Source organism: Flavobacterium sp. UBA2787, from assembly GCA_002352205.1.
Taxonomy (GTDB): domain Bacteria; phylum Bacteroidota; class Bacteroidia; order Flavobacteriales; family Flavobacteriaceae; genus Flavobacterium.
Genome location: DEHZ01000004.1, coordinates 54,972 through 81,858, shown reverse-complemented (window position 1 = coordinate 81,858; position 26,887 = coordinate 54,972). Strand labels below are relative to the sequence as shown.

29 protein-coding genes are annotated in these 26,887 nt (G+C 34.1%); 5 read left to right on the top strand and 24 right to left on the bottom strand.

From position 1 onward, the window contains the following. Window positions 1-67 precede the first annotated feature (67 nt). Window positions 68-745: a tRNA (guanosine(37)-N1)-methyltransferase TrmD gene (trmD, locus tag B4N66_RS03225; protein WP_291092311.1), complete on the bottom strand. Its 678-nt coding sequence runs from the start codon at window positions 743-745 to the stop codon at window positions 68-70. Window positions 746-1,052: 307 nt separating this feature from the next. Between trmD and B4N66_RS03220 the strand changes: the two genes are divergently transcribed. Both B4N66_RS03220 and B4N66_RS03215 read left to right on the top strand, forming a co-directional pair. Next, entirely contained in the window at window positions 1,053-1,985 is a 933-nt protein-coding gene (locus B4N66_RS03220) for a peptidylprolyl isomerase (protein WP_291092309.1), read from the top strand. Between the two features lie 313 nt (window positions 1,986-2,298). After that, entirely contained in the window at window positions 2,299-2,853 is a 555-nt protein-coding gene (locus B4N66_RS03215) for a hypothetical protein (RefSeq protein ID WP_291092308.1), read from the top strand. Between the two features lie 55 nt (window positions 2,854-2,908). Here B4N66_RS03215 and B4N66_RS03210 read toward each other — a convergent pair whose 3' ends face one another. From B4N66_RS03210 to rsfS, 7 genes are all read right to left on the bottom strand, one after another. Continuing rightward, a complete protein-coding gene (locus B4N66_RS03210; RefSeq protein WP_291092307.1) occupies window positions 2,909-3,682 on the bottom strand; it encodes a superoxide dismutase in 774 nt (257 codons plus the stop codon). A gap of 4 nt (window positions 3,683-3,686) precedes the next feature. Next, window positions 3,687-3,959: an acyl-CoA-binding protein gene (locus B4N66_RS03205; protein WP_291092305.1), complete on the bottom strand. Its 273-nt coding sequence runs from the start codon at window positions 3,957-3,959 to the stop codon at window positions 3,687-3,689. 1 nt (window position 3,960) lies between these two features. Then, window positions 3,961-4,611: a phosphatidylserine decarboxylase family protein gene (locus B4N66_RS03200; protein WP_291092304.1), complete on the bottom strand. Its 651-nt coding sequence runs from the start codon at window positions 4,609-4,611 to the stop codon at window positions 3,961-3,963. Then, window positions 4,601-5,407, bottom strand: a complete 807-nt coding sequence (locus B4N66_RS03195; RefSeq protein ID WP_291092302.1) for a phosphatidate cytidylyltransferase — start codon at window positions 5,405-5,407, stop codon at window positions 4,601-4,603. The genes B4N66_RS03200 and B4N66_RS03195 overlap by 11 nt, the downstream gene beginning before the upstream one ends. Window position 5,408: 1 nt before the next feature. After that, entirely contained in the window at window positions 5,409-6,011 is a 603-nt protein-coding gene (locus tag B4N66_RS03190; RefSeq protein WP_291092300.1) for an LUD domain-containing protein, read from the bottom strand. A gap of 115 nt (window positions 6,012-6,126) precedes the next feature. Continuing rightward, entirely contained in the window at window positions 6,127-8,082 is a 1,956-nt protein-coding gene (ftsH, locus tag B4N66_RS03185; protein ID WP_291092299.1) for an ATP-dependent zinc metalloprotease FtsH, read from the bottom strand. A gap of 25 nt (window positions 8,083-8,107) precedes the next feature. Next, on the bottom strand, window positions 8,108-8,479 hold the full coding sequence (rsfS, locus tag B4N66_RS03180; RefSeq protein WP_291092297.1) for a ribosome silencing factor: 372 nt from the start codon (window positions 8,477-8,479) through the stop codon (window positions 8,108-8,110). A 94-nt stretch (window positions 8,480-8,573) separates the two neighbouring features. Between rsfS and B4N66_RS03175 the strand changes: the two genes are divergently transcribed. Beyond that, the gene (locus tag B4N66_RS03175; RefSeq protein WP_291092295.1) at window positions 8,574-9,302 is read left to right on the top strand and encodes a biotin--[acetyl-CoA-carboxylase] ligase; all 729 of its coding nucleotides are present in this window, start codon (window positions 8,574-8,576) and stop codon (window positions 9,300-9,302) included. Window positions 9,303-9,332: 30 nt separating this feature from the next. Here the strand turns inward: B4N66_RS03175 and B4N66_RS03170 are convergent, their stop codons facing one another. The 4 genes from B4N66_RS03170 to aroB form a co-directional block, all read right to left on the bottom strand. Next, window positions 9,333-9,776 carry a DNA primase gene (locus tag B4N66_RS03170; protein ID WP_291092293.1) on the bottom strand — a complete coding sequence of 148 codons (444 nt, stop codon included), beginning with the start codon at window positions 9,774-9,776 and terminating at the stop codon, window positions 9,333-9,335. Between the two features lie 11 nt (window positions 9,777-9,787). Further along, window positions 9,788-10,762, bottom strand: coding sequence for a deoxyhypusine synthase family protein (locus B4N66_RS03165; protein WP_291092292.1), 975 nt, complete (start codon window positions 10,760-10,762; stop codon window positions 9,788-9,790). Between the two features lie 88 nt (window positions 10,763-10,850). After that, window positions 10,851-12,251 carry an arginine decarboxylase gene (locus B4N66_RS03160; RefSeq protein WP_291092290.1) on the bottom strand — a complete coding sequence of 467 codons (1,401 nt, stop codon included), beginning with the start codon at window positions 12,249-12,251 and terminating at the stop codon, window positions 10,851-10,853. Between the two features lie 291 nt (window positions 12,252-12,542). Continuing rightward, window positions 12,543-13,610 carry a 3-dehydroquinate synthase gene (gene aroB / locus B4N66_RS03155; RefSeq protein WP_291092289.1) on the bottom strand — a complete coding sequence of 356 codons (1,068 nt, stop codon included), beginning with the start codon at window positions 13,608-13,610 and terminating at the stop codon, window positions 12,543-12,545. Between the two features lie 105 nt (window positions 13,611-13,715). On the opposite strand from aroB, the gene B4N66_RS03150 reads away from it, so the two are divergent. After that, window positions 13,716-14,879, top strand: a complete 1,164-nt coding sequence (locus tag B4N66_RS03150) for a proline dehydrogenase family protein (RefSeq protein WP_291092288.1) — start codon at window positions 13,716-13,718, stop codon at window positions 14,877-14,879. Window positions 14,880-14,938: 59 nt separating this feature from the next. Here B4N66_RS03150 and B4N66_RS03145 read toward each other — a convergent pair whose 3' ends face one another. The 8 genes from B4N66_RS03145 to B4N66_RS03110 form a co-directional block, all read right to left on the bottom strand. After that, complete coding sequence (locus B4N66_RS03145; RefSeq protein ID WP_291092286.1) at window positions 14,939-16,357, bottom strand: alkaline phosphatase; 1,419 nt, start codon at window positions 16,355-16,357, stop codon at window positions 14,939-14,941. A 209-nt stretch (window positions 16,358-16,566) separates the two neighbouring features. Next, complete coding sequence (gene lysA, locus B4N66_RS03140; protein ID WP_291092285.1) at window positions 16,567-17,772, bottom strand: diaminopimelate decarboxylase; 1,206 nt, start codon at window positions 17,770-17,772, stop codon at window positions 16,567-16,569. Window positions 17,773-18,027: 255 nt separating this feature from the next. Continuing rightward, a complete protein-coding gene (locus B4N66_RS03135) occupies window positions 18,028-18,594 on the bottom strand; it encodes a hypothetical protein (RefSeq protein WP_291092283.1) in 567 nt (188 codons plus the stop codon). A gap of 181 nt (window positions 18,595-18,775) precedes the next feature. Continuing rightward, window positions 18,776-19,582 (bottom strand): DUF6193 family natural product biosynthesis protein, encoded by an 807-nt coding sequence (locus tag B4N66_RS03130; RefSeq protein WP_291092282.1) that lies wholly within the window; start codon window positions 19,580-19,582, stop codon window positions 18,776-18,778. A gap of 375 nt (window positions 19,583-19,957) precedes the next feature. Next, complete coding sequence (gene speD, locus B4N66_RS03125) at window positions 19,958-20,311, bottom strand: adenosylmethionine decarboxylase (RefSeq protein WP_291092281.1); 354 nt, start codon at window positions 20,309-20,311, stop codon at window positions 19,958-19,960. Between the two features lie 21 nt (window positions 20,312-20,332). Further along, entirely contained in the window at window positions 20,333-20,908 is a 576-nt protein-coding gene (locus tag B4N66_RS03120) for a hypothetical protein (protein ID WP_291092280.1), read from the bottom strand. Between the two features lie 12 nt (window positions 20,909-20,920). Further along, window positions 20,921-22,069 carry a glutathionylspermidine synthase family protein gene (locus B4N66_RS03115; RefSeq protein ID WP_291092279.1) on the bottom strand — a complete coding sequence of 383 codons (1,149 nt, stop codon included), beginning with the start codon at window positions 22,067-22,069 and terminating at the stop codon, window positions 20,921-20,923. Next, complete coding sequence (locus B4N66_RS03110; protein ID WP_291092278.1) at window positions 22,059-22,613, bottom strand: hypothetical protein; 555 nt, start codon at window positions 22,611-22,613, stop codon at window positions 22,059-22,061. Before B4N66_RS03110 ends, B4N66_RS03115 begins: the two co-directional genes overlap by 11 nt. A gap of 42 nt (window positions 22,614-22,655) precedes the next feature. On the opposite strand from B4N66_RS03110, the gene B4N66_RS03105 reads away from it, so the two are divergent. Next, complete coding sequence (locus B4N66_RS03105; RefSeq protein ID WP_291092277.1) at window positions 22,656-24,176, top strand: polyamine aminopropyltransferase; 1,521 nt, start codon at window positions 22,656-22,658, stop codon at window positions 24,174-24,176. Between the two features lie 21 nt (window positions 24,177-24,197). Here the strand turns inward: B4N66_RS03105 and B4N66_RS03100 are convergent, their stop codons facing one another. From B4N66_RS03100 to B4N66_RS03085, 4 genes are all read right to left on the bottom strand, one after another. After that, window positions 24,198-24,842 carry a DNA alkylation repair protein gene (locus B4N66_RS03100; RefSeq protein ID WP_291092276.1) on the bottom strand — a complete coding sequence of 215 codons (645 nt, stop codon included), beginning with the start codon at window positions 24,840-24,842 and terminating at the stop codon, window positions 24,198-24,200. 68 nt (window positions 24,843-24,910) lie between these two features. Continuing rightward, the gene (locus B4N66_RS03095; RefSeq protein WP_291092275.1) at window positions 24,911-25,312 is read right to left on the bottom strand and encodes a hypothetical protein; all 402 of its coding nucleotides are present in this window, start codon (window positions 25,310-25,312) and stop codon (window positions 24,911-24,913) included. An 18-nt stretch (window positions 25,313-25,330) separates the two neighbouring features. Further along, entirely contained in the window at window positions 25,331-25,768 is a 438-nt protein-coding gene (locus B4N66_RS03090) for a DUF4844 domain-containing protein (protein ID WP_291092274.1), read from the bottom strand. A gap of 153 nt (window positions 25,769-25,921) precedes the next feature. Next, a complete protein-coding gene (locus B4N66_RS03085) occupies window positions 25,922-26,602 on the bottom strand; it encodes a DUF6794 domain-containing protein (protein WP_291092273.1) in 681 nt (226 codons plus the stop codon). Window positions 26,603-26,887: the final 285 nt, after the last annotated feature.

Below are 26,887 nucleotides of genomic sequence, written 5' to 3'. Positions count from 1 at the left end.
ACTTAACTTACAACATTAAGAAAAGGAGTAACAAAAAGTTGATTATGTTGCTCCTTTTTTAATAAAACTACTCCTCCAACAAATCCGGACGTCTATTTTTCGTATGTTCATACGCCATATTCTCACGCCATTTATCAATTTCGGCAAAATTTCCGCTTAACAAAACAGCTGGTACTTTCCATCCTTTGTATTCTGCAGGACGTGTGTAAATCGGTCCCGACAACAAATTATCCTGAAAACTATCCGTCAAAGCCGAAGTTTCATTACTCAAAACACCCGGAATTAAACGAATAATTGCATCACTCAACACCGCCGCACCCAATTCGCCACCCGAAAGCACATAATCACCAATCGAAATTTCTTTCGTAATAAAATGATCACGAACCCGCTGGTCAACACCTTTATAATGTCCGCAAAGAATAATAATATTGTGCAACATCGACATCGAATTCGCCATTTTCTGATTCAGCGTTTCACCATCCGGTGACATATAAATCACTTCGTCATAGTCACGTTCGCTCTTTAATTTCGCAATACAATCGTCAATCGGCTGAATCGACATCACCATCCCGGCACCACCGCCAAACTGATAATCGTCCACACTTTTCTGCTTGTTGGTCGTATAATCACGCAAATTATGCACGTGTACTTCCACCAAACCCTTATCAATGGCACGTTTCAAAATAGATGCCTCAAACGGACTTCGTAAAAGCTCAGGCAAAACCGTGATAATATCAATTCGCATACAACTAATTTTTGGCAAAAATACTTATTTTTCAGAAGCTATTCCGGCTTTTCACTACAAGTTTTTTTTCAAAACAAAAGTTTTGTAAGCCTCGGCAAGAGCTCCAAAGGTCGCTTTGCCAAGCCAACAAAACTAATTTGTTTTTTCAAAAAAGCTTTCCGCTTCAACCTGCCTGCCGGTAGGCAAGGTCCGGGCTAGGGGATTCTGCTTTCAAAAGAAATTCATTTTCAACAATCAGCATTCATAAAAATAAGGTTAATCAACAATAATATCTTAAATTTGCACCTCAATTAAAATAAATCAAATGATGGAAAACGGAATATACGCTAAATTCAATACCACAAAAGGTACCATTTTAGTAAAATTAACACACGATAAAACACCTGGAACAGTAGGAAACTTTGTTGGCTTAGCCGAAGGACAATTAGAAAATGATGCCAAACCAATGGGAAAACCGTATTATGACGGATTAAAATTTCACAGAGTGATTTCCGATTTTATGATCCAAGGTGGATGCCCACAAGGACAAGGAACTGGCGGACCTGGTTATCAGTTTGACGACGAATTTCACCCTGATTTACGTCACGATGCACCGGGCGTTTTGTCGATGGCAAATGCCGGACCGGGTTCAAATGGATCGCAATTTTTCATCACACACGTGGCTACACCTTGGTTAGATAAAAAACATTCGGTATTTGGAAATGTGGTGGAAGGACAAGATGTTGTTGATGCAATTGCTCAAGGCGATGTGTTAGAAACCCTAGAAATCGTTAGAGTAGGCGAGGAAGCTCAAAAATGGAATGCCATCGAAGCGTTCAGAACATTTGAAGGTTCAAGAGAAAAAAGAATTGCGGAAGAAAAACAAAAAGCAGAACAAGCATTAGAAAAATTAGCCGCAGGTTTCGAAAAAACAGAAAGCGGTTTACGTTATAAAATCATCCAAAAAGGAAGCGGAAAACAAGCTGAAAAAGGGAAAACCGTTTCGGTTCATTATTCCGGTTCTTTAGAAAACGGAGTAGTCTTCGATTCGTCCTACAAAAGAAAACAACCAATCGATTTCCCACTCGGAAAAGGTCACGTAATCGAAGGCTGGGACGAAGGAATTCAATTGTTACAAGTAGGCGACAAAGCTCGTTTTGTAATTCCATCCTATTTAGGTTATGGTTCTCGTGGTGCCGGTGGCGTAATTCCACCCGATGCTACGTTGATTTTTGATGTGGAGTTGATGGAGGTGAAATAGTTGGGAGTTGAAGGTTTCAGGTTTCAAGTTTCAAGTTGAGGAAATATTGTTTTAAAGAAGATGTTCTCTAAACGAATCCTTTTTAATCCATTATAGCAAAGCTATCAAAATCCGCGGAAATCCATTGAATCTATAAAATCCGTGTTCTATTAAAAATAAAAGAAGCATTCTGAAAAGAGTGCTTCTTTTTTATTTCTTCAATTTTTAAAATCCGTGTTCACCAGCGTTTAGCTCTGCTAATCTGTTTAATCCGTGTTCTAATTATTTTGGAATAACTTTTGCTTTCGTATCTTTACAACATCATCAAATTACTATGAGAATTCTACTTTTATTTATTCTACTCTTTAACTTTTCTGCAAAAGCACAAGTCATCAACGCACAACATTGCGGTTATGATTTTACTTCGTACTTAGTAATAAATGTTCACGAACAAGGAAAATCGGAAACCATCAAAGGATTGCGAATTACCATTGCCGATAGTTTAGGTAGAGAAGTCATTAACGTGAATAATTTATTGAGTTGGACCAACAGAAACGAACCGCTAGTTTTTAAACTAAATCATAAGATTGACAATAACGGCAATAAAGTCTCAACTGATACACCGGATTCTAAATGGTTTTTTCCGTTTGCGAAAGAAAATTATTTACTTTCAGTTGCTACGACTTTTAAAGCAGAAAATTACTTTATCAAAATACAAGACATTGATGGTGATGAAAACGGAGGACAGTTTGAAACACAACTCATTCAACTTTATCCTTTTAATATGTATATTTTGTGTTCTTCCGAAAATGAACGTCAAGCTCAGCAATTCGGACCGCGAACCAATCGTCCGGTTGAAGTGATTTTAGAAAAAAAAGTCAATAAATAAAAAAAGGTTTGCTGAATTTTACTTCAACAAACCTTTTCAATTTTGAACGAAAATATTATTTCACTGCTGTTGCAGCAGTATATTTTTCAGTTACTTTATCCCAGTTAATTATGTTGAAGAAGCCTTCTACGTAATCTTTTCTTTTGTTTTGGTGTTTTAAATAGTAAGCATGTTCCCATACATCAATAGCTAAAATCGGTGTTCCTGAATTTCCTAACTTTGTCATTAATGGATTATCCTGATTAGCAGTAGTTGTAATAGCTAATTTTCCTGTTTTATCAACAATTAACCAAGCCCAACCTGAACCAAATTGTTTTGTAGCAGCATCAATAAATTGTGTTTTAAAATCGGCAAAACTTCCAAAATCTTTTGTTATAGCTTCTGCAACAACTCCGGTTGGTTCACCACCTTTGTTGGCAGCCATTATTTCCCAAAAGAAATTGTGGTTATAATATCCTCCACCATTGTTACGAACGGCTTTGTTTTCCGGATCCAATTTTTTCAAAATATCTTCAATAGACATATTGGCCATTTCTGTATCAGCAATAGCTTTATTTAAATTATTTGCATAACCCAAATGATGTTTTGAAAAATGAATTTCCATGGTTTTCGCATCAATATGAGGTTCTAAAGCATTGTATGCATAAGGCAATGCAATCATTTCAAAGGCTCCACCTTCATCCACTTTTACATCAGCTGGGTTGCCCATCTCAGTTACAACTTCCTCTGTTTCCGGTAGCGGTACTTCAACTACTTCTTCTAATTTTTTGCTGTTGTTACAACTTAATAAGGTTGAGACAATTAAAGCAGATAAAATTAATTTTTTCATAATATTATTTTTTTTTATTTAGTAATGAATTTATGGTTTCAATATACAGTTCTTTGGCTTCATCAGGAGATATATGACTAATTTGCATCCAAGCATTTGTTTTGAAGGCGTTTCTCAAATCGTTATTACTCATTTGTTTATAGCCAATCGTGTCATGAGTTGCTTGTTTGTAATAAGCATAAATACGCAACATTACATCCTGAGGCAATTGCTCAGTCATGTTTGATGCTTTTTCAAAAGCCTCCAAAAAACGAGTATCTAAATCTTTTTCAGCCATTTTATTTTTCGGCTACAACGGTTTCTCCGCCTTTTACGGTTTGGTTTAAACTAACGTTTATTTTAGTACCTAAAGGTAAGAATAAATCTACTCTTGAACCAAATTTTATAAAACCGGCATCTGTTCCTTGTTTCACTATCGTTCCTTCTTTGGCATAGTTTACGATTCTTCGAGCCAGAGCACCTGCTATTTGACGGTATAAAATCTCACCAAAATTTCGGTTTTCAATCACAACAGTAGTTCGTTCGTTTTCTGTACTCGCTTTTGGATGCCAAGCAACGAGGTATTTTCCCGGATGATACTTACTGAAATTGATTTTGCCATTCACTGCATAACGCGTAACATGCACGTTGATGGGCGACATGAAAATAGATACTTGAAGTCGTTTATCATTAAAATATTCCGGTTCAAAAACTTCTTCTATCACAACTACTTTTCCATCAACAGGAGCAATTACATGATTATCATTGTTTTGAGTTAATCGTTTTGGATTTCTGAAAAATTGCAAGATTAGTATCAAAAAAATCAAACCAATAATCTGAATTGTCATTCGTAACCACGTTAATAGTATGAAATGATCTGCTAATAAAACCAAAGCCGCCACTAAAATGGTTGCTATTAAAATGATTTTTGCTCCTTCTTTATGAAACATAATTTAAAATTTGGTAAAACAAAAAAATGAATGGTGCCACGTAGATTATACTGTCTAATCGATCTAATATTCCTCCGTGGCCGGGCATGATTTTTCCACTGTCTTTCACTCCGGCTAATCGCTTGAACTTAGACTGAATTAAATCGCCCAGTGTTGCAAATATACTAACTAAAATGGCTATTCCAATCCAAATTCCGATATTGGACGTGCCAATGAAAAACTTTGCAATAACAATACTGCCTAAAATACTGAAAGTTAAACCTCCAAAAAATCCTTCGATGGTTTTTTTAGGAGAAATACGTTCAAAAAGTTTATGTTTACCAATCGATTTTCCTACCACATAAGCAAACGTATCATTTGTCCAGATTAAAATAAATATTCCAATTAATATTCTTGGGTTATATCCATCAACACCAATTGGTATTTTTGTTAAAATTATAAAAGGTAAAATGATGTAGCCAATTAGATATAGCCATTTTTCATGTTTTTTAAAGGCTTTGTCATTTTTTGAAAAAAGAAAAAAAGCCAATTGAATTGAAACTATTATACTAATGATAGTTATAGTTCCATCATATAATTGATTGAAAGGTGTGTTGTAAAAAATAACATAACTAACAATTGCAATGATTAAAGGAATAACATAATTTAGTTTTACTAATTTACAGAATTCTAGTACAGCTAGAGCCAAAAAGAGACCAAACAAAATGTAGAAAGTAATGTTTGAATAAAGTATGCAGCTTAAAAGTAATAGAATATAAACCGCACCCGATAAAGCTCTTATAAGCGTTTCATTCATCTTATAGATCTTCTAAAAGCAAGAGGTACAGGTTTTTTGCTGCACTTCCGTAGTGAAGAAAATCTTCTTCTTTTGCTTTTTCAAAATATTTTATAGTGGTAATATTAGTGGGATAATCTTTGTCGTAGCGTTTTTTAATTTCTCTTAAACCGTCGCTTTTACTTTCCAAAATCTGACTCGTTGTGGCAAAAACAACAATATTTGCTGGTAATTCGTGCGGTTTATTTTGCTTGATTTGATTGGATGTTAATAAAACCGAGCCTTCATCTGCAATTAAATTTTCGCAACTTGCTAAAAGGAATTTTGGACTGGTTGTATTTTTGTAAGTTAATCTATTGTCATCTAAAAAATGATATAGTTTAGGCTCATAGCAAATAGCTTCGCATTCAAACCAATCATTTTCTTCTAAGATATTAAGAAACTGTTCGTTTACTTCCTCTAAATTTTCACAATACAAAAACTTACCTCCATTTTTTTTAAAATTGAAAGTAAACATTTCGTCCACAGGAATTTTGGATTCGGGATTAAACGGACTCGCGTCTTTCTCCTTATTTTCATCAGAAGAATCGTTTCCGGCACCAAATAATTTTTTAAAAAGACTCATACTTTTTTAAACAATTCTGCAATTCGTAATTGAAATCGTTCAAAGATAAAAAAAACTCAATTCAAAAGTGATATTGAATTGAGTTTTTTATGTTTTTTGATGAAAATAAAGAAATTTATTCCACTCCAACAGAAACATGGCTATCATCACCATACGGTCTCTTGCCGAAAATTGCTTCTAAATCGTCTTTAAAGATCACTTCTTTTTCAATTAAAATGTCGGCTAATTGAATTAATTTATCTTTGTTTTCCTCTAATAATTTGATTGCTCTTTGGTATTGGCTTTCAATTAATCCTGAAATTTCTTTGTCTATTGTTACAGCAGTTTCTTCAGAATAAGGTTTTGAGAAATTATATTCACTTTGTCCTGATGAATCATAGTAGGTAATGTTTCCTAATTTATCATTCAAACCATAAATCGTCACCATCGCACGAGCTTGTTTTGTCACTTTTTCCAAATCGCTTAATGCTCCGGTAGAAATTGTATCAAAAATTACTTTTTCTGCGGCTCTTCCACCCATGGTTGCACACATTTCGTCTAGCATTTGATCAGGACGAACGATTAGTCTTTCTTCCGGCAAATACCAAGCAGCACCTAAGCTTTGTCCTCTAGGAACAATAGTTACTTTTACTAAAGGAGCAGCATGTTCCAGCATCCAACTCACAGTAGCATGTCCAGCTTCATGGGTTGCAATAGCTCTCTTTTCTGACGGTGTAACAATTTTATTTTTCTTTTCTAATCCGCCAACAATTCTGTCAACAGCATCCAAGAAGTCTTGTTTATCCACTGCAGTTTTATTGTTTCTTGCAGCAATTAAAGCGGCTTCGTTACAAACATTCGCAATATCAGCACCGGAAAAACCAGGTGTTTGTTTCGCTAAAAATTCAGTATCTAAACCTTCAACTTTTTTCAAAGGAGCTAAGTGTACTTCAAAAATTTCTTTACGCTCACGAATATCCGGTAAATCAACATAAATCTGACGGTCAAAACGACCGGCTCTCATTAATGCTTTATCTAATACATCGGCACGGTTAGTAGCGGCTAATACAATTACATTTGTGTTGGTTCCAAAACCATCCATTTCTGTAAGTAATTGATTTAATGTGTTTTCTCTTTCATCATTTGAACCAGACATGTTATTTTTTCCTCTGGCACGACCAACGGCATCAATTTCATCAATAAAAATAATTGCTGGCGATTTGTCTTTTGCTTGTTTGAATAAGTCTCGTACTCTCGAAGCTCCAACACCGACAAACATTTCTACGAAATCTGAACCTGATAATGAGAAAAATGGCACTTTTGCTTCGCCTGCAACTGCTTTGGCTAACAAAGTTTTTCCTGTTCCGGGAGGCCCAACTAGTAACGCTCCTTTTGGAATTTTCCCTCCTAAGTTGGTATATTTTTCCGGATTTTTAAGGAATTCTACAATTTCTTGTACTTCTTCTTTTGCACCTTCTAATCCTGCGACGTCTTTAAAAGTAACTTTTACATCGGTTTTTTCGTCAAACAATTTTGCTCTCGATTTTCCAATGTTGAAGATTTGTCCACCACCTCCTCCGGCACCACCACCAGACATTCTTCGCATGATGATAATCCAAATGACAATAATTAAAATGATTGGTAAAAAATTGATCAATATTCCTGACCAATTGCTTTTTACCAAATAATTATAATCGGCTAATTTGTTTTCTTTTTTTGCTAATTCTAACTTGTCTTGAAATAACTTAACATCACCAATGTTCGGTAAAAGATAGTGTGCTCCTTTGTTTTCGCGACCCAAAACGTCATTAATAACGCCTTTGTGTTTTTTGTCTTTAAGGGCTTCTTTAGTGATATAAATTTCAGCTTCACTTAGGTTTTCACCTTTGCTATAAACCAAAACTTTCTCAATTTCACCTTTTTCAAGGTATTCATTAAACTTAGATATGGTTAGTTTTCCAGGCTCTTGAAATGAACTTCCACCGGAAATTACACTGATAAAAATAAAAATACCGGCAACTATAAAATAAACCAGCCAAGGATTAAATTTAAATTTATTCGGGTTTGGTGTAGAATTATTTTCTTTTGACATTATGAGTTTTCTTCTTTAGCAATTTTTAAATTTTGTTTGGAATAGTAGTGATTTTAGCATCGCCCCACAATCCTTCGATATTATAAAATTCACGCACGTGCTTTTGAAAAACGTGAACAACTATGTCCACATAATCCATTAAAACCCATTCGGCATTGTCTGAACCTTCCACATGCCAAGGTTTATCTTTTAATTCCTTAGAAACAGTTTTTTGAACCGAGTTAACGATAGCGTTAACTTGCGTATTGGAGTTACCGTTGCAAATGATAAAGTAATCGCAAACAGTATTTTCGATCTCTCGTAAATCTAAAATATCGATGTCATTTCCCTTAACTTCTTCTATTCCTTTGATGATGTTTATCAATAACTCATCTTTACTAACTTTCTTGTTCGCCATTTACTATTTTAATATTTTCGCAAAGTTATCAAAAATTGTGTTTATTTTTGAAGCTTAACACAACTTTAGAACGATTTTTATATAATTTATTTCTATGGATATCATCAAACTAAGTGCCATTAATTCTACAAACGACTATTTAAAGGAGTTGATAGCCAAACAAGTGGTGACAAATTATACGGTTGTGACTTCCAAAAGTCAAATAAATGGAAAGGGTCAGATGGGTTCGGTTTGGATTTCTGAAGCTGGTAAAAACTTGACTTTTAGTGTTTTAATAAAGGATTTGATTGTAGATGTAAAGCAACTTTATACTTTAAACATTGTTGTTTCCTTAGCAATTATTTCCGTTTTGGAAAAGTATAAAATTCCTTCAGTAAGTATCAAGTGGCCAAACGACATTATGTCAGGGAATCACAAAATTGGTGGAATTTTGATTGAAAACAGTTTTAAATCAGACGGAGAAGTCTTTTCGATTGTTGGAATTGGCTTAAATATAAATCAAATTAATTTTGAAAATTTGCCAAATGCTTCTTCTTTAAAACTTAAAACCGGAGTGGATTATGATTTAGATGAACTTTTGGAAGAATTTTGTGTTTCAATTAGACAATTTGTCTCAAAAATTAGTTCGCAAACTGATTCAATTTGGAATTTATATCATCAAAAATTATTCAAAATAGGAGTTCCCATGGCTTTTGAAAATAAAAAAAGAGAGAAGTTTATGGGAATTATTCAACATGTTTCGACTGAAGGTTTATTGAATGTTTTATTGGAAAACGAATCAATAGTGCAATTTGGCATAAAAGAAGTTAGGATGTTGTATTAACAAAAAAAGAGCCTAACAAGGCTCTTCATTTTAATATTCTTCTTCGTCGTCTTCGTCATCAGAAGGTTCATCTTCAAAATCATCGTCATCATCATCGTCGTCTGAACCACCGGAATCTCTTAACGGATCAATTTCTACATCATCATCAGAAGGAGCGTCATCATCTTCTTCATCAACATCCACTTCATCAATGTCGTCATCCAAATCAAGGCCTTTCACCGGTGCAATTGTTTCTACTTCTACATCCAAATCTTCGTCTTCTTCAAAATTCTCAATACGGGTGGCTAATTTTTTACTAACTTTAACCAAATAGATAGTATCTTCTGTACGAACTTCAACTGCTTCAATTAGTTCGTTTTGTGCATTTCTAAAGCGAATAATGTCGGTATCCTCGTAGCCATCAGGAAATTTTTCCACAAGCATCGAAAGAATGTCATTCGTTAGTTTAGCATAGTCAACAATAATTCTTCTCATAAAAAAATCTGTTATAAATCAAGTAAGTAAGCAAATATTAATGGGGCAACAATGGTTGCATCAGATTCTATAATAAATTTGGGTGTGGCAATATCTAATTTTCCCCAAGTGATTTTCTCATTCGGAACAGCTCCTGAATACGATCCGTAACTTGTGGTTGAATCAGAAATCTGGCAAAAATAACTCCAAAACGGAACATCATGCATTTCCATATCCTGATATAACATCGGCACAACACAAATTGGGAAATCACCTGCAATTCCTCCACCAATTTGGAAGAATCCAACGCCTTTTCCGGTTGAATTTTTTGGATACCAATCGGCTAACCACATCATATATTCGATTCCGCTTTTCATTGTGGTAGGTTTAAAAGTTCCTTTGATGCAATAGGAAGCGAAAATATTTCCCATCGTGCTGTCTTCCCATCCCGGAACAACAATTGGTAAATTTTTCTCAGCCGCAGCAACCATCCACGAATCTTTTGGATCAATTTCGTAATATTGTTTTAAAACACCGGAATTAATCATCTGATACATAAATTCGTGCGGAAAATAACGCTCTCCTTTAGAATCAGCATTATTCCAAATATCAAACAAGTGCGATTGCAATCTACGGAACGCTTCTTCTTCAGGAATACAAGTATCAGTAACTCTATTGTAGTGATTTTCAAGTAAATCCCATTCTTCTTGCGGACTTAAATCACGGTAATTTGGAACTCTTTTATATGAATTATGAGCGACCAAATTCATGATATCTTCTTCCAAATTAGCACCCGTACACGAAATGATATGTACTTTGTCTTGACGAATCATTTCTGCTAATGATTTTCCCAACTCAGCCGTACTCATCGCACCGGCCAACGTGATCATCATTTTTCCGTTTTCAAGCAAATGTTGTTCATATCCTTTGGCAGCATCAACTAACGCAGCGGCATTGAAATGAAGATAATTTTTCTCAATAAATTGACTGATAGGTCCTTTACTCATTTTGTAATTCTTAAATTGTATTCGTATTATTATGGTTCAAAGAAAAACCTTTTTTCTGAAAAGAAAAAAGGTTTTTAGAACAAAAAATTTATTTTTTCTCGTAGCCCAAAATTGATAGTACTTGCTCTGCACTTTGTTGTTCAGAAAATACTTCGGTTGCTAAAATTCCGTTTTCATCACGGTCAATCAAAATGTGTTTTGGTTGCGGAATCAAACAATGGTGCAAACCGCCAAAACCTCCAATGGTTTCTTGATAAGCTCCTGTGTTGAAAAATCCAATGTATAATGGTTTTTCTTTGTTGTATTTTGGTAAATAAACGGCGTTCATATTTTGTTCGGAGTTGTAATAATCGTCGCTGTCGCAAGTTAATCCACCTAACAAAACCCGCTCGTAAGTGTCATTCCAACGATTAATAGCCAACATCACAAAACGTTTGTTGATTGCCCAAGTATCCGGTAAAGTGGTGATGAAAGAAGAATCAATCATATTCCACTTTTCACGGTCATTTTGTTGTTTTTGATACAAAACTTGGTAGATTGCTCCGCCGCTTTCGCCAACGGTAAAAGAACCAAATTCAGTAAAAATGTTTGGAACATCCACTTCCGCTTCTTCACAAGAAATTTTAATTTGATTGATAATTTCATCAATCATATATTGGTAATCGTATTCAAATGCTAATGAGTTTTTTATAGGAAAACCACCACCAATATTCAAACTGTCTAAGGTCGGACATTCTTTTTTTAATGCCACATATACTTTCATACATTTTAGCAACTCATTCCAGTAATAGGCAGTGTCACGAATTCCTGTGTTGATGAAAAAGTGAAGCATTTTTAGCTCTACTTTCTTGTTTTCTTCAATTTGTTTTCTGTAAAAAGGAACAATGTTTTTATAACCAATTCCTAAACGAGATGTATAAAACTCAAATTTTGGTTCTTCTTCGGCTGCAATTCTAATTCCGATTTTGAATTTACCTTCAATTTTTTCTTGAAGTAAATCCAATTCCTCATAATTATCAATCACAGGAATGGTTTTGTTATGACCATTGTTGATTAATCGAGCGATATTATCAATGTATTGTTCACGTTTAAAACCGTTGCAAACTACGTAGGTATTTTTGTTGATTTTTCCTTCCGCCATCAAATTTTCTACGATATCAATATCAAAAGCCGAAGAAGTTTCAATGTGAATGTTGTTTTTAAACGCTTCATTCATAATAAAACTAAAGTGCGAACTTTTTGTACAATAACAATAATAGTATTTGGCATCGTACTTATTTTTTTCCATCGCTTTTCTAAACCAACCTTTTGCACGGTTGATGTTGTTTGAAATTTGCGGTAAATACGTAAACTTTAATGGTGTTCCATATTGTTCCACAATTTTCATCAAATCGATGTTGTGAAACTGCAAGTTGTCTTTGTTTAACGTAAATTCTTCTTGTGGAAAGTAGAAAGTTTGATTAATTAAGTCGAAATATTTAGTATTCATTTGTTTGTCAGTGATTTAGATTAAAAGTGAAGTGAAAAATTAATAATCTAAATTTCAAACCCGAATATTTGCAAAAATTATTTGCAGTTTTTCCTGAAACATTTTAGAACTTTCTGAATTATCAAAATTTAAAGTATTTTTAGAACTCAGACTATTTTTTATAAAACATTGAAAAGACCAATGATTATTGAATGTCGTCAAATTCTCCCACTTATTGTTTTGATTGTTTTTCATTGAGGCAAATGTAAAAAATAATATAACCTAAATGCAAGCTCAAGGTTAAAAAAAATGTTATGTTTTGTAATCATCAAAAGCAAGTGCAATTAATTCATTATTAGCCAGTTGATTTAGTTTAGTTTTTCCAATTCCGTCTAAAAGAGCAAATTGAATGGTTCCATATTCATTTTTCTTGTCGTGAATCAATAAATCAATGATGGGATCGATGTCATTTTCATCAAAAACAATCCGTTCAAAAATGGAATTGATGGTGGTTTTGATTTCCAAATATTCATCTAAACTAATCAATTCTTTTTTCATCGAAATAAAACTTTCCAAAATCATTCCAACGGCGATAGCTTCTCCGTGTAAAAGTGTTGTTTTTAATGGGTTTTCAAGAAAATAACTTTCAATTGCGTGGCCTAATGTATGTCCGAAATTCAATGCTTTTCGAATGCCGTTTTCTGTTGGATCTTGCATCACGATAGCATTTTTTATTTCAACGGATTGATAAATTAAATCATCTAAATCATCCGAAGATAAATTACCCAAATCGCAGAATTTATGCCAATATTCTTTGTCAAAAATGAGTCCGTGTTTCAACATTTCGGCTAAACCGGAACGCATTTCGTTTTGTGGTAAAGTCTCTAGATAAATCGTATCAATTAAAACCGCTTTTGGGGAATTAATCACGCCAATTTGGTTTTTTAAATTTCCTAAGTCAACGCCATTTTTTCCGCCAATTGACGCATCAACCATTCCTAATAAAGTAGTGGGAACATTGATAAAATCGATACCGCGTTTGAAAGTGGAAGCCACAAATCCACCAATATCAGTTATTACGCCACCGCCAACATTAATGATTAAACTTTTTCGGTCGCCACCCAATTCTGTGAGTGATTCCCATAATTGAATGCAACTTTCGATGTTTTTGTGTGCTTCGCCCGATTCAATTTCGATGATTTCGATGACGATTTCGGTTGCAATTAATGATAGAAAATGAGGCAGACAATTTTCATTCGTATTCGAATCAACCAAAATAAAAAGTTTGGAATAATTATTTTCTACTAAAAATGAATCCAGAAAAGTATAGCAATCTTGATTGAAATAAACTGAATAATTAGTTGCTTGAATGGGTTGCATGAAAAAGGTTGATTTTATTTTTGATAATTCAAATACAAATTAAATCAAAAATTTGATAACATTCTCAAACACTCCTTATCTTTGCTACATTATTTTCAACAAAACATGGATAAAATCTTTGATAATACGCAAGTTGCTTTTTCGTTAAAAAGTGATACTGAATTGGATAGAGCTTATTTTTTATTTAAAATGATTGACAGCGAGCCACTTGTTCGTATTGGAACAGCGGTAACTAATTTTGCTCTCAAAGCACATTTACCAGTGGAAGGATTAATCAGAGCTTCAGTTTTTGACCATTTTTGTGGCGGAATTAGCGAAGAAGATTGTTTGCCCGTGATGGAAAAAATGTTCACCAAAGGCGTTTGTTCCGTGTTGGATTATTCGGTGGAAGGCAAAGAGGACGAAATTGAATTTGATGCGGCGATGAAAAAAACGCTCAAAATCATTGAATTTGCGAAAGAAAAGAAAGCCATTCCGTTTGCGGTTTTTAAACCAACCGGTTTTGGTCGATTTGATTTATATAAAAAAATAGGAAAGAAAAAACCGCTCACTTTTGAAGAACATGCTGAGTGGGATAGAGTAGTGGCTCGTTATGAAGCCGTTTGCAAATTTGCTCACGAAAAAGATGTTGCGTTGTTGATTGATGGCGAAGAAAGTTGGATGCAAGATGCTGCCGATGAGTTGGTGCTTCAAATGATGCAAAAATACAATAAAGAAAAAGCCATTGTTTTTAATACGTTGCAAATGTACCGTTGGGATCGTTTGGATTACCTGAAAAAATTGCACGAGCAAGCCAAAACAGAAGGTTTTTATATCGGGATGAAGCTAGTTCGCGGAGCCTATATGGAAAAAGAAAATAAACGTGCCGAAGAAAAAGGATATCCTTCACCCATTTGTGAATCAAAGCAAGCGACCGATGAAAATTATGATGCAGCCGTGACTTATATGGTTGAGAACATTGACAAAATGGCCATTTTTGCAGGAACGCACAACGAATTAAGTTCGTATAAATTAATGGAATTGATGAAATCAAAAGGACTGGCAGCAAACGACGAACGCATTTGGTTCGGACAATTGTATGGCATGAGCGATAACATCAGTTATAATTTAGCCGCCAATGGATACAACGTGGCGAAATATTTGCCTTTCGGACCTGTTCGTGATGTGATGCCGTACTTAATTCGCAGAGCAGAAGAAAATACTTCCGTGGCCGGACAAACGAGTCGGGAGTTGATGTTGATTAAGAAGGAGCGGGAGAGAAGAAAGTAAAGTAATAAAATAAAAAAAACACAGTTTATGGCTGTGTTTTTTTTGTGAATTAATTAACCTTAAAATTTATTTTCCACTTCCGCTGCTTCCAGCATAAAATAATGTAAATCGGTGTTTTTAATGAATGGTTTTAGTTTTTCACTTCCGGGTCCAAACATCGCCAATTCTGTGTAATCTGCCGAGTGATCCATACTTATCCATCCTACGGAAGTTCTGCTTTTTTGCATTTCGGCAAAGGTTTTGAAAGGTAGGTTTTTATAGTTATATAATCCGTCGTCTTGTTTTTCTAAATTGGAATAATAACTCAAAATCGTTTTAGCTTCGTCATCGGTTAACGCAAAACCATTGGCAAATTCAATGCGTTCTTTGATTTGAGCTAATGTTGATTCCGGTGTAAAACCATTTAAAATCCACTCATTCGTATGTTTATGATGTTGAACGCTGTCAAAATGATCGTTGACGTTCTTTCCATAAATCAAACCCGGATTTGCGTTTCCGTGATCGGTGGTGATAATGACTAACGTTTCTTTGTCTTTTTCAGCAAAATCCATAGCAACCTTCACCGCTTCATCAAAAGCAACTTGGTCATACAGCAATCCGGCAATGTCGTTGGCGTGAGCGGCCCAATCCACTTTTCCGGCTTCCACCTGCAGTACAAATCCGTTTTTGTGACTTTTCATTCGGTCAATGGCTTTTTGCGTCATTTCTGCCAAAGTCGGAATCGTGTTGCCTAAATCTTTAATGTTTTCTCGGTCAATCGAGTAGGGAAGACCATCTTCAAAAAACACGCCTAAAATGGGTTTGTCGTTTGAAATGGAAAGCATTTCGTTTCGCGTTTTAACCACTTGATAACCTTTTAGTTGAAAAGCGGCATACAAATCTTTTTTATCTTTTCTGGAATTGGGATCAAAGTATTTTTGTCCGCCACCCATCATTACATCAAATTGACTTTCTAAATAGGATTCTGCAATGTCATCCTGACTATTTCTACTTTTACTGATGGCACAAAATCCGGCTGGAGTTGCGTGCGTGATTGGAACTGTCGTCACACAACCCGCCATTTTTCCTGCTTTTTTGAACTTTTGCCAAATTGGGAGATATTCTTCACCGTTTGTTCCGACGTTTAATGCTCCGTTTTTTACTCGGAAACCACTTCCCCAAGAAGAACTGGCCGCCGCAGAGTCAGTAACAACAGAAGAAGCCGAAGCCATATCCATCAAAGCACGTGTTACCTTGTTTTCTCGGTATAAATTCAACCAATTTGAGCCTTTTCCATTTTTTCTGTTTAGATGAATATCAGCCATGTTTAACGTTCCTGAACTCATTCCGTCACTCACTAACACAATGATGTTTTTGGCTTTTTTTCCTTTGAATTCAATGGAATTGTCTAAACTGTTTGCACTACTTTCAAACGGATTTATGATGGCGGTTCCCAACGTAAAAAGGGTTCCGTTTCTGAAAAATTTTCTTCTATTCATTGGGATTTTAAATTTTTCAAATATAAAAAATACAAATGAGGTTACCGTTAAATAAACATTAATTCCCATTCATAAAAAAAGCCGGAAAATGAATTCCGACTCTTTTTGGTTGTGTTTGTTTGATTAGGTAGTGATTTATGGCAATAAGGGTTATTTATTTTATTACACCTGACAGGTTTTTGAAACCTGTCAGGTGTTATACCTTGAAATTAAAATGCGATTTCAATCTGATTGCGAAGAATGTCTTGAAAGGTTTCTCTTTCACGAATTAAGTGACCTTTGCCTTCATACCAAAGTACTTCTGCTGGACGGAAGCGTGAATTATAGTTGGATGCCATCGAAAAACAATAAGCTCCGGCATTTCTGAAACACAAAATATCACCTTCTTTGATTTCGGAAATTCTACGGTTGTTGGCGAAAGTATCGGTTTCGCAGATGTAACCAACGACTGAGTAAAAACGTTCTTTCCCTTTTGGATTGGAAATGTTTTCAATGTGATGATATGAACCGTACAACATCGGACGAATTAAGTGATTAAATCCACTATCAATTCCCGCAAAAACGGTGGAAGTGGTTTGTTTCACCACGTTTACTTTGGCTAAGAAATAACCTGATTCGCTCACTAAAAATTTCCCCGGTTCAAAAGCTAATGTCAGCGGTCGACCGTATTCGGTTTGAAATTGATTGAAACGCTTGGATAATTTTTTACCTAATTCTTCCACATTGGTTTCGATATCGTCTTTTTTGTACGGAACTTTGAATCCGCTACCAAAGTCAATGAAATCAAGTGTTTTGAAGTTTTTTGCGGTTTCAAAGAGAATTTCGGCAGCATACAAAAACACTTCGATATCCAAAATATCGGAACCGGTGTGCATGTGAATTCCGTTGATGTGCATGTGCGTGTTTTCGATGATTCGCAGCAAATGCGGTAGTTGATGAATGGAAATTCCGAATTTACTATCAATGTGACCCACCGAAATATTTGTGTTTCCACCCGCCATCACGTGCGGATTGATTCGGATGCAAACCGGAACAGTCGGGTGTTTGGTTCCGAATTGTTCTAAAATCGAAAGATTGTCAATATTAATTTGAACGCCCAAAGTCGCCACTTCTTCAATTTCATCGATGGAAACGCCATTAGGTGTAAAAATGATACGATTCGGTTCAAAACCAGCGGCTAAACCCAATTGCACTTCTTGGAGCGAAACCGTGTCTAAACCCGAACCTAATTTGTGAAAATATTTTAAAACAGAAATATTGGATAATGCTTTTACAGCATAATTTATCTGTAATCGCTCCACTTTTGAAAAAGCGTTAACCAAACGTTTGTATTGTGATTCTATTTTTTCGGCATTGTAAACATAGAGCGGTCCTCCGAATTGGTCTGCTAATTGTAGTAAATCTGATGAGTTCATTCTTGAATTTTCAACAAAGGTAAGTCCCTAAAGCGTTACTTTCAAATTTTTTGTGTTGAAATAACAAATAATAACAATTTGTTATATTTGTAACTTCTGGGTTTAATTATAACGTTCTCAGGCATACTTTCAGTGGCGTTGAACCAGCACCAAGCCATTACAAATATAACAAAACATTCCATCAGCAGCTGATTTTCCGTAGGAAAATCCGGTAGTAGTCATTGAAGCAAACCGCTGTTATAAGCTGGTTAATATTTAATGTTTTTTCGTCTTTTCTTCTACAACATTTTCAATTGAATCTAATTTTACATCACTTATTTTATGAAATTTATAGTAATCATTCATTGCAATATGATATGTTTGTCCTAGTGATTTTACTTCGATTGAATATTCTTTGATCAAATCTTTTAATTCAAAATTAGTATTTGGAATATTATCAGATAATTCTTTAATGAATGAAGGAAGTTTTTCTTCAAGATCATTAACTTTAGAAAGATATTTTAGACTTATTTCGAAAATTTTCTCATTTTTATTTTCCTTATATTTTTCATTAAGTTTATTCAGACTTACTTTAACTCTTTTCTTTATTTCAATAGATAATTTTTCAATTTCTCTTATATTGTCGTTATCTATTTTTGAGTTGTTTTTAATTTCGTTAAGTAGTTGAGATAATCGAATATTTCTTTTATCATAAACGACAGTTACATAAGAAACTGAATATAATACATCATAACAATTTTCTTCAATTTTCATTTCTTTCTTATTTGTGCCACAAGAAATAAATTGAATAATAATTAAAAATAAAATTATTGTTTGTTTCATTAATTATAGTTCTTTTTTATACGATTTTCATAACTAGCTTATAACGTTTTACGTATTGGCGATGGTGGGGCATTTGAAATACGTCAGCTCAACATTTGCACAAATGCCCAATAGAATTATAAATGTTGAGTTTATAAATGTCAGCCCCACTATTGCCAATACGATGTTGGCAGTAGGTTTTCTATTCGTCCGCTGTTCCTTTTCTTGCTTGTTGTACATTGTCTGGCAAATTTTCTTTTACAATTTTCAGAGCTTCTTCAGCATTTCCTTCACCAAGGTATTCACTTTTATTTTTTTTCACTACAAATTGCGTTTCTAATTTCTTAATGTCTTGCTCTGCACTATTCTTTTTTCCTTGAATTGGGGCAAAGTTCTCAAATAGTTTTGGCGTTACATTTGGTAAATTGTCTGTGTCATAAGGATAACCTGTACACCTACTAAAACACAAAGTATATAAACTTGTAAATGGAAACAATTTATTTAAAACATTGTCCTTGATTGCAAGTTTAACAAAATCGTTAATTTCTTGTCTGTTTTGGTCTTGCAAAATTAAGTTCCAAGTATATTCAACTTCATTATTGTTGTCAAAAGCAAATGCTTTGTCGCTTAATGATACGAAAGAGAATTTATCAGCCAACTGTTTTGTAGAAATGTCGTTACATAGCCAAAAATCTAATACTTGTGCAAGTTCTGAAATATTTGTAGTTTGTCCGTGGGCAAGGCAAACGCCTTCTTTCCAAAAGTCAGGCAGATAAATTTTTTCTTCAGCACCAATGTAAACCTGTGAAAATTTTTGTCTATTTTCAATTCTTGCATATGTCAATGGAATTTTGCCCAACCCACTGTCTTGCGTAACTCTCAAAGTTGAATTGAGTTTCTCAAATTCAATATCTATTGCGTTTTGAAGTCCACCGACCTTTTCCAACTCAGGATACATTGTCTGAATAGGTTTCTTTGATTGAAAAATTTTAAAAAGTCTGTGTAACATTTTTAATTGTCGAATGGTGTCGCTCTAAACTTACTGCCAAGTTGTATATATGTCTGACAAAATTCGACATAAACACCCATTTTGAGGTTGCTATGTCTGACAAAAGACAGACTTTTTCTCAAATTTAATAAAAAAATCGTACTAATCTTCAAAACGACTTTGTTCACTAATTTTTGTTTTGAAGCACAATCTCCCAGCCCCGATTGCAGCGAAAAGCCTTGTGCCGCAAAAACTGATTTTTTCTTGCTGACCCAAAGCGACCAAAGGAAGCTCTTGAGGCGGCTTAGAAAAAATCAGTTTTTGCAAACAAGCTTGCAGCTAACCTGCCTGCCGGCAGGCAGGAAGCGGGATTAGCTTCAAAAAAAAAAGTATAGTTTACTCCGACTTAACCGGAATTAACCCGCGTTCAATTATTTTGGAGGTGATGGAATTGGTTTCAAAATAGGCAGAAAGCAGTTCGATAATTGCTTCTTTTTCAAAGGGTTTGCAGGAAAAAATATCGATGGCGGCAAACTGATGTTCCGGCCATGTGTGGATGCTGATGTGACTCTCTTCGAGCAAAATAAAACCGGTTGCTCCAAAAGGTTCAAACTGTTTGTAGGACTCTGACACTTTGCCAAGGCGAAGCTCATTAACAACCGTATTTAGAATGATTTTGATGGGGTCAACATATTTCAATTTGTCCGCATTGCAATCATAAATATCCCAAATTGTATGATAACCTATCATAATAAAATGATTTTATTTTAATTATTCTACAGCAGATTCAAGATCCATTTCCGGTTCTTCCGATTCTGCAGGTGATTCCGATTGTACCATTTGAATGAATTCGCGAACATCGCACAGTTTGGTTAATGTGGTATAATTGTCGCCTTCTTCTACTTCAACCATTTCGGGTAATGCTTCTCTTGGACCGCAATCCCAAGTAACGGGATTGATTAAATTTTTTACGACTTCAAAATTGCCTTCGAATTCGGTGCCCAAAAACTTTACATTTTGCAACGGAATTGAACTTTTGTACATGGCTTGCGACATCGCGTCTCCGTAAAACTCTTCGAATTTTAGGTATTCGCTTAGGGTTGGATTAATCATGTATAAGCTGTTTTGAAAATCGAATTTCACAACGCTGTCATTTTCTAAAGTAATTTGGTGTTCGCCTTTTCCCATTTCTACCCAAACAACTTGTCTGGCCGGAATTTCCACGGTTAAGGTGTCAATTTTTACAATCACCGGCGTGTCGGTTGGATTGTCAATTGCTAAATCTACGTTACTGGAACAAGAAAATAAGCTAAATGCAAGGATGGTTAATAGTACTATTTTTTTCATGTTTTGTTAGTTTTAAATGATAAAATGCGACATAAATTCGCAGTCATTAGTGATAATTTTTTTTTCTTCTGCTCTAAAATTAATTGCCGATGCTTTGTTGGTATAAAATATTCCTAATTGATAAAAATACCGTTCGCTATCTGTCATTAATGGGTAATATTTTTGATAAATTTTTTCTTGATGAGAAAAATCTCCTTTGGAATTTATTTCTTCGTTTGCCACAATTTTGATGCTTTCGCCCATTCTGCCGTAAATTGGTTTTTCTACATAACCCATTAACTCCGATTTATTGAGATAGGTTTCTGCAATGTACGGATTTGGAAAATTTTTGGTAATGTATGCCAGAAACTTTTTGTTTTGCCAAATTGCGGTGAATGCCGGATTTAAAACAATCGCCAATTTTTTATCGATTATGGTTGAAATTAATTTTGCCAATTCGGGTTCTTCGTTAAACATCCAATCCCACGGAATGAGTTTAAACCAAACATCGATGGGTTGAAATTCGCCACCAATTTCAAAAAATATTCCTTCGTCTTCAGAAAAAGTTACACTTTCTAAATCGGAATAAAAACATTTGAAACCGGCTTCTCGAGCCACATCCAAAATGATATTGCAATTTTGAATATCTTCCGGATGACCAAAAGAGGAAGCAAGCATATACGGTTCGGGAAAATCGATTTTTGTTCGTAAATTCAGTAACGTTTGCTTGATATCTTCCGCCAACGAATTGAACTGCGATTTCATGCCGGGCATTGTTGCCAATTGTATTTTTTGCCAAAGAACGGTTTCGGGAAGTGTGCTACACGTGTCGGCGTTAAACTCAATTACTTTTGCTTCTTTATTGTCTAAGCCGCCGTTGATGTCAAATCTTCCGTATAAAAATGGGTTTTCGTTTCTGTTTGCCCACGACTTTTCAATTGTTGAATGAAAAAAAGAGGGGATATTCAAAAAATCTAAATTTTTCTCTCGGATGATTTTTTCGGTTGCTTTTTCAAAAAGGAGAAAGGTTTCATTGGCGATGTATTCAAATTTTTGAACTTCTGATGAATACAAACCCAATAATTCTTCCGAAAAATAATCTTCCTTTAAAAACCAATGTAATTGGTGCGGTAATTCTTTTTTCTTGAATGATTTTATTTCTTTAAAACGACTATCCTCCATGAGAACGGAATGATTTTCCTGATCCGTAACCTGTTGATGATTTTCCGGGAACACTCACGCGTCTGGATGTAGCCGATTTGGTCAAATCATTTTTTAAACCTGTTGATTTACTGTGTGCATTCGCATCTTTATAATAGCCTGAATTGGGAGCTGTATTGCCTAAATTTCTGCTAAAATAAGAAGCGGCTAACGAATACATTAACACATTTCGTAAACCACTGTGGCTTGAATTATTAGATTCTGATTTTATTTTTTGTAACGAAAGTGTATCGATTTTTCCGTCTAAGCGATGCACTACAGCGAGTGATTGTTCTTTTTCATCAATGATTTTTTCATCAATGATTTTGTAATCATCTCCGGGTTCAACTTCTTCCACTTCCGTGATAACACCTTTGGAAGATTCCATAATGGTTTGAACTTGAGCATCTTTAATTTTTGGACTTCCGTCTCCGCCACAACTCTGAAGCAGCAAAGAACTAACCAATAAACCTGAAACAAATAATTTTTTATGCAAAGCGATTATTTGTATTGTATTTTTTTTCATCTTTGAAATTTATAATTATTTTAACAAACATACTATTATAAATTGAATTTCAAAATAAAAGTTTTATCATTTTCTGTTTTTATAGCAGGCTTGTGTTCCATCGTTTATGAGTTGCTAATTAGTGCCACGGCAACGTACTTTTTGGGCGATGGTGTTCGGCAGTTTTCCATCTTAATTGGCGTGTATTTATTTTCAATGGGAATTGGAGCCTATTGCTCAAAGTTTTTCAAAGACAAACCACTTGAATTTTTTATTAAAATCGAATTTATTCTCGGTTTAATTGGAGGAATTTCAGTTCCGTTGTTGTACTTTTTGTTTGTGAATGTGAGTCCGATGACGTTACAAATTCTCTGTTTGGTCATCATGTTTAGCATAGGATTGTTAACCGGAATGGAAGTGCCATTGCTTACTTTTGTAAACGAAGACGACGATTATAAAGACAACCTATCCAATATTTTGTCGTTGGATTATATTGGTGGATTGATTGCTACGTTGATTTTTCCGTTTATTCTTTTGCCATTTGTCGGGTTGTTTTATTCGTCTTTAATTTTTGGAATTTCGAATATTTTATTGGGTTTGTGGATTAATTTCACGTTGATAAAAAAATGGAATAAGGTTACTTTTTTAGGACTATTTTCGTTACTGATTTTAATTGTGATGGTATTTTTTACTGCTCAGTTTTTGAAAGTTTGGGATGAAAAAATCTATAAAAATCCGGTGGTTGAAAACATTCAAACGCAATTTCAGAAAATTGTGATTACTAAAAAACAAGAAGATGTTCGTTTGTTTTTGAATCGATCGATACAGTTTAGTTCGTTGGATGAACATCGATACCATGAATTATTGGTGCATGTTCCGATGACGATTCATCCGAACCCAAAAACGGTTTTAATTTTGGGCGGTGGCGAAAATTTAGCGAGTAGGGAAGTGCTGAAACATTTGAATGTTCGTGCCATTGATGTGGTGGATATTGACAGTACTATTTTTCATCTTTCTAAGCACAATAAATTGTTGTTAGACATTAATCAAGGAGCGTCTAAAAACCCGAAAGTGAATTTGATTGTGGATGATGCGTTTATTTATTTGAAGAATAATTTTAAGCAATACGATATTATTATTTCCGATTTACCGGATCCTTCCAACGATGCGATTGCTCGACTTTACAGCAAGCAATTTTTTATGTTGGTTAAAAAGAATTTACATGAAAAAGGCATTTTTGTAACACAATCGGGCGAAATTTATTATTCCAATCAGGCTTTTAGTTGTATAAAAAATACGGTGAATGAGGTTTTTGGACATACTAAAACCTATCAAACCTATGTTCCTTCGTTTGGAAATTGGGGATTTACGATTGCTGCCAATTTTGATTTTGATGAAAAAAATCATCGTACTTTACCCAATGAATTAAAGTATTTAACTGATATTGAATTAGCCAATTCGTTTGTGATGCCAAAAGATATTTTGATTAAAAAAACGAAAATCAATACGATTGATAATCCGGTCATTCTGAATTATTTTTTGGATGATTGGAGTAAGTGGAAGATTGATATGCTTACGAATTGATTTTTATTGATTTAAAATTTTTCACTTCTTCATCTTCGAAACCTGCATCGCAATAAATTCCGGTAGATAGTTTGGTGTACAGCCTTTGTGTACAAATTCACCTTTGTATAAGCCGGTTCGTTCTCCGAGGGCGATGCATCTTTGGCGAAATTCAGATTGAAAAATACCGATTTGAGCAGCAGTAAAATTCATTGCCCATTGCACTTCCGGTTGTTCTTTTTCTATATTTTTTTCGATGTTTGAAAGAAGGTATTCGCTGTTGGGAGGAGGTGTTTGTCCGACCCATCGCAAGCGAGCTTGGTAATACCAAAAAATTCTACGTTGAAGTGGTGATTTGCTATTTTCCCACGATTCGATGAGCGAAATGGTTTTTTTGTCTTTGGAAAGTTGGTTCGCCATTAACCAATCGATTAATTGAGTTCTTTCTTCTTCGGGGTGTTGGCCGATGTCATTATCCAATTGATTGATGACTTCTTGCGTGAGCAATTTTTTATCCATAATCAGGATGGCTAACTGGCGGTGATGAAAACCGCCGATTGACCAGAGTTCCCTTGCAAGTTCGTGATCTTTTTTGATTTCTTTGGCAATAACTCGCAAATCGCCTAGTTTGGTTGTTTTTGGGTTGATTTGGGAGGAGATGTTTTGAGCTTTTGGGGAGAGGTTCATGTTTTGTGATGATTTTTTTTACCGGTATGTTGACATTTCGTAGCTCAGTCGCAATAATTAAAACTTTTTTAACCTCTCCAATGATTTCCATAAAAAATTAATTTACCATTATTTTTTTTGAAAATGTATGCAAAAAATCCGTCCATTGCATTTGGAAAGATGATCATGACTACCCAAAGTTCCTTTGATTTGTTTTCACGCACTGCAACACTATGCTCGACTTTTTCAAGGTTAACCCTAGAATTTTGCTTTTTAAAAATTTCTTGTCCATAAAGGGAAGCCAGCTCTTCATCAAGAATGTCTTTTGAAAAAATAAATTCATCTTTACATTTAAAAGACTTCACAATTTCATCTCGATTAAGGTTTTTTTCAATCATTTTTAAATGAGAGTCAATTGTTATACTGTTTAATTCAACTCTCTGAGCATAAATTGAGTTACAAAAAACTAAAAATAGGATAATTTGTTTCATATTCTAACATTTATAGCTTCAATTGGGGTCAAATCCATAAAGAAATTTATTCAGTTGTCCATTTGAACTTTCAAGTCCGACGATATCCATTAATTCCTCAAAATATACGCAAACTTGTTCTCGGTCTTCGGTGTCTAAATCCAAGTAAATATCTTTAAATCTTAAAAGTCCAATTCGTATTTTTTCTTGGTATTCTTTATCAGTTGGTTTTTTGGATTCAGCAACACTTTTAAAATCTAATGCAACTTGATTAATTTTTTCTGTAAAAATAGGACGCATTTTTTCGTCTGCAATTCCCAGATAGAAATTAGGATAAGGTTTTTCTACAAACTTTTTTTTAGAAATGAATTCATTAAACTTTTGATTAGCATTTTCAGGTGTTTTCATTTCTATTGCATTTTGGCTACAAGAAGTTAATGTAAAAAGAATTAAAATGGTTTGAATGTATTTTTTCATTTTTTGAATAGTTATCATATTGTTTATATTTATGAAATAAATAGAGCGTTAAATTTTCATGCGAAAAGATTCGTGCGACAGCGGAGGTGAGAGTCTTATGATTCTGTTTTAACAATATTATAAACTATTTTTTCTATTTGTAAATTATCAAAATTATTTTAGAGGAATCAAATATATGTCATCAATAAAAACTTTAATTGTATCATCAACTTTTAAACTTAAATTATATTCATCATTAAAACTTTCTATGTACAATACTTTTAAATTTATTTGATGTTTGTCAATTGATATACTTTCAGCTATGTATTTGACTTCTTTATAATCTTTTTTACTTTTAGAAAGAGCAATCTCATACCCCATAACATTCCTTGGATTTCTAAATATTTCAGAATAAATTTTTTCTGATTCTATTCGGGTGGATTTGTAACTATCATACCATACTTTTAATGAGTCTTTACTTTTTTTAGTTAATTTCCAATAGGTTTTATAAAACTGTTTTTGCTCTCTAAAATTAATATCTTTTTCATTTAACTTCCTATGATATGTTGTCAGTATTATACCACTCATATCATCTGGATGATTAATCCCATTCAATCTAAACCAGTTTTTTAACAAACTTTCTCTCCACAACTTTCTTTCGTTTCTTATACTTAGTCCTAAACCAAAATGTTGCTTGGAAGTTGAAATGTATTCAGGATATGTTTTAAAATCAAATTTCAACGTATCATTTAGATTTTTATCAATATCCTTAATTGTTCCTCTAAGAAATAAAGGCACAGTTTTTTGTGAACAAGAAATCATAAATAAACACATTATAAAAATGATTTTCTTCATAAAGGTGACTTTTTAAATGATAAGTTTATTATAATTCTATAGTATTGAGTTTAGTCTCAAAAAGTGCGTAACCATTTTTGAAATGACGTAATACTTTTACTAAAATAGTAAATTTTGTTTAAAAATCCTCAATGGTATTATGAAATGAAAATGTAATTAGATTTCCTAGCCCCGATTGCAGCGGAAAGCCTTTGGTGAAAAAAACCTATTTTTTCTTGGTTTGGCAGGGCGACCAACGGAAGCTACTGCAGGACCTTAGAAAAAAAGGTTTTTGAGCAAAAGCTT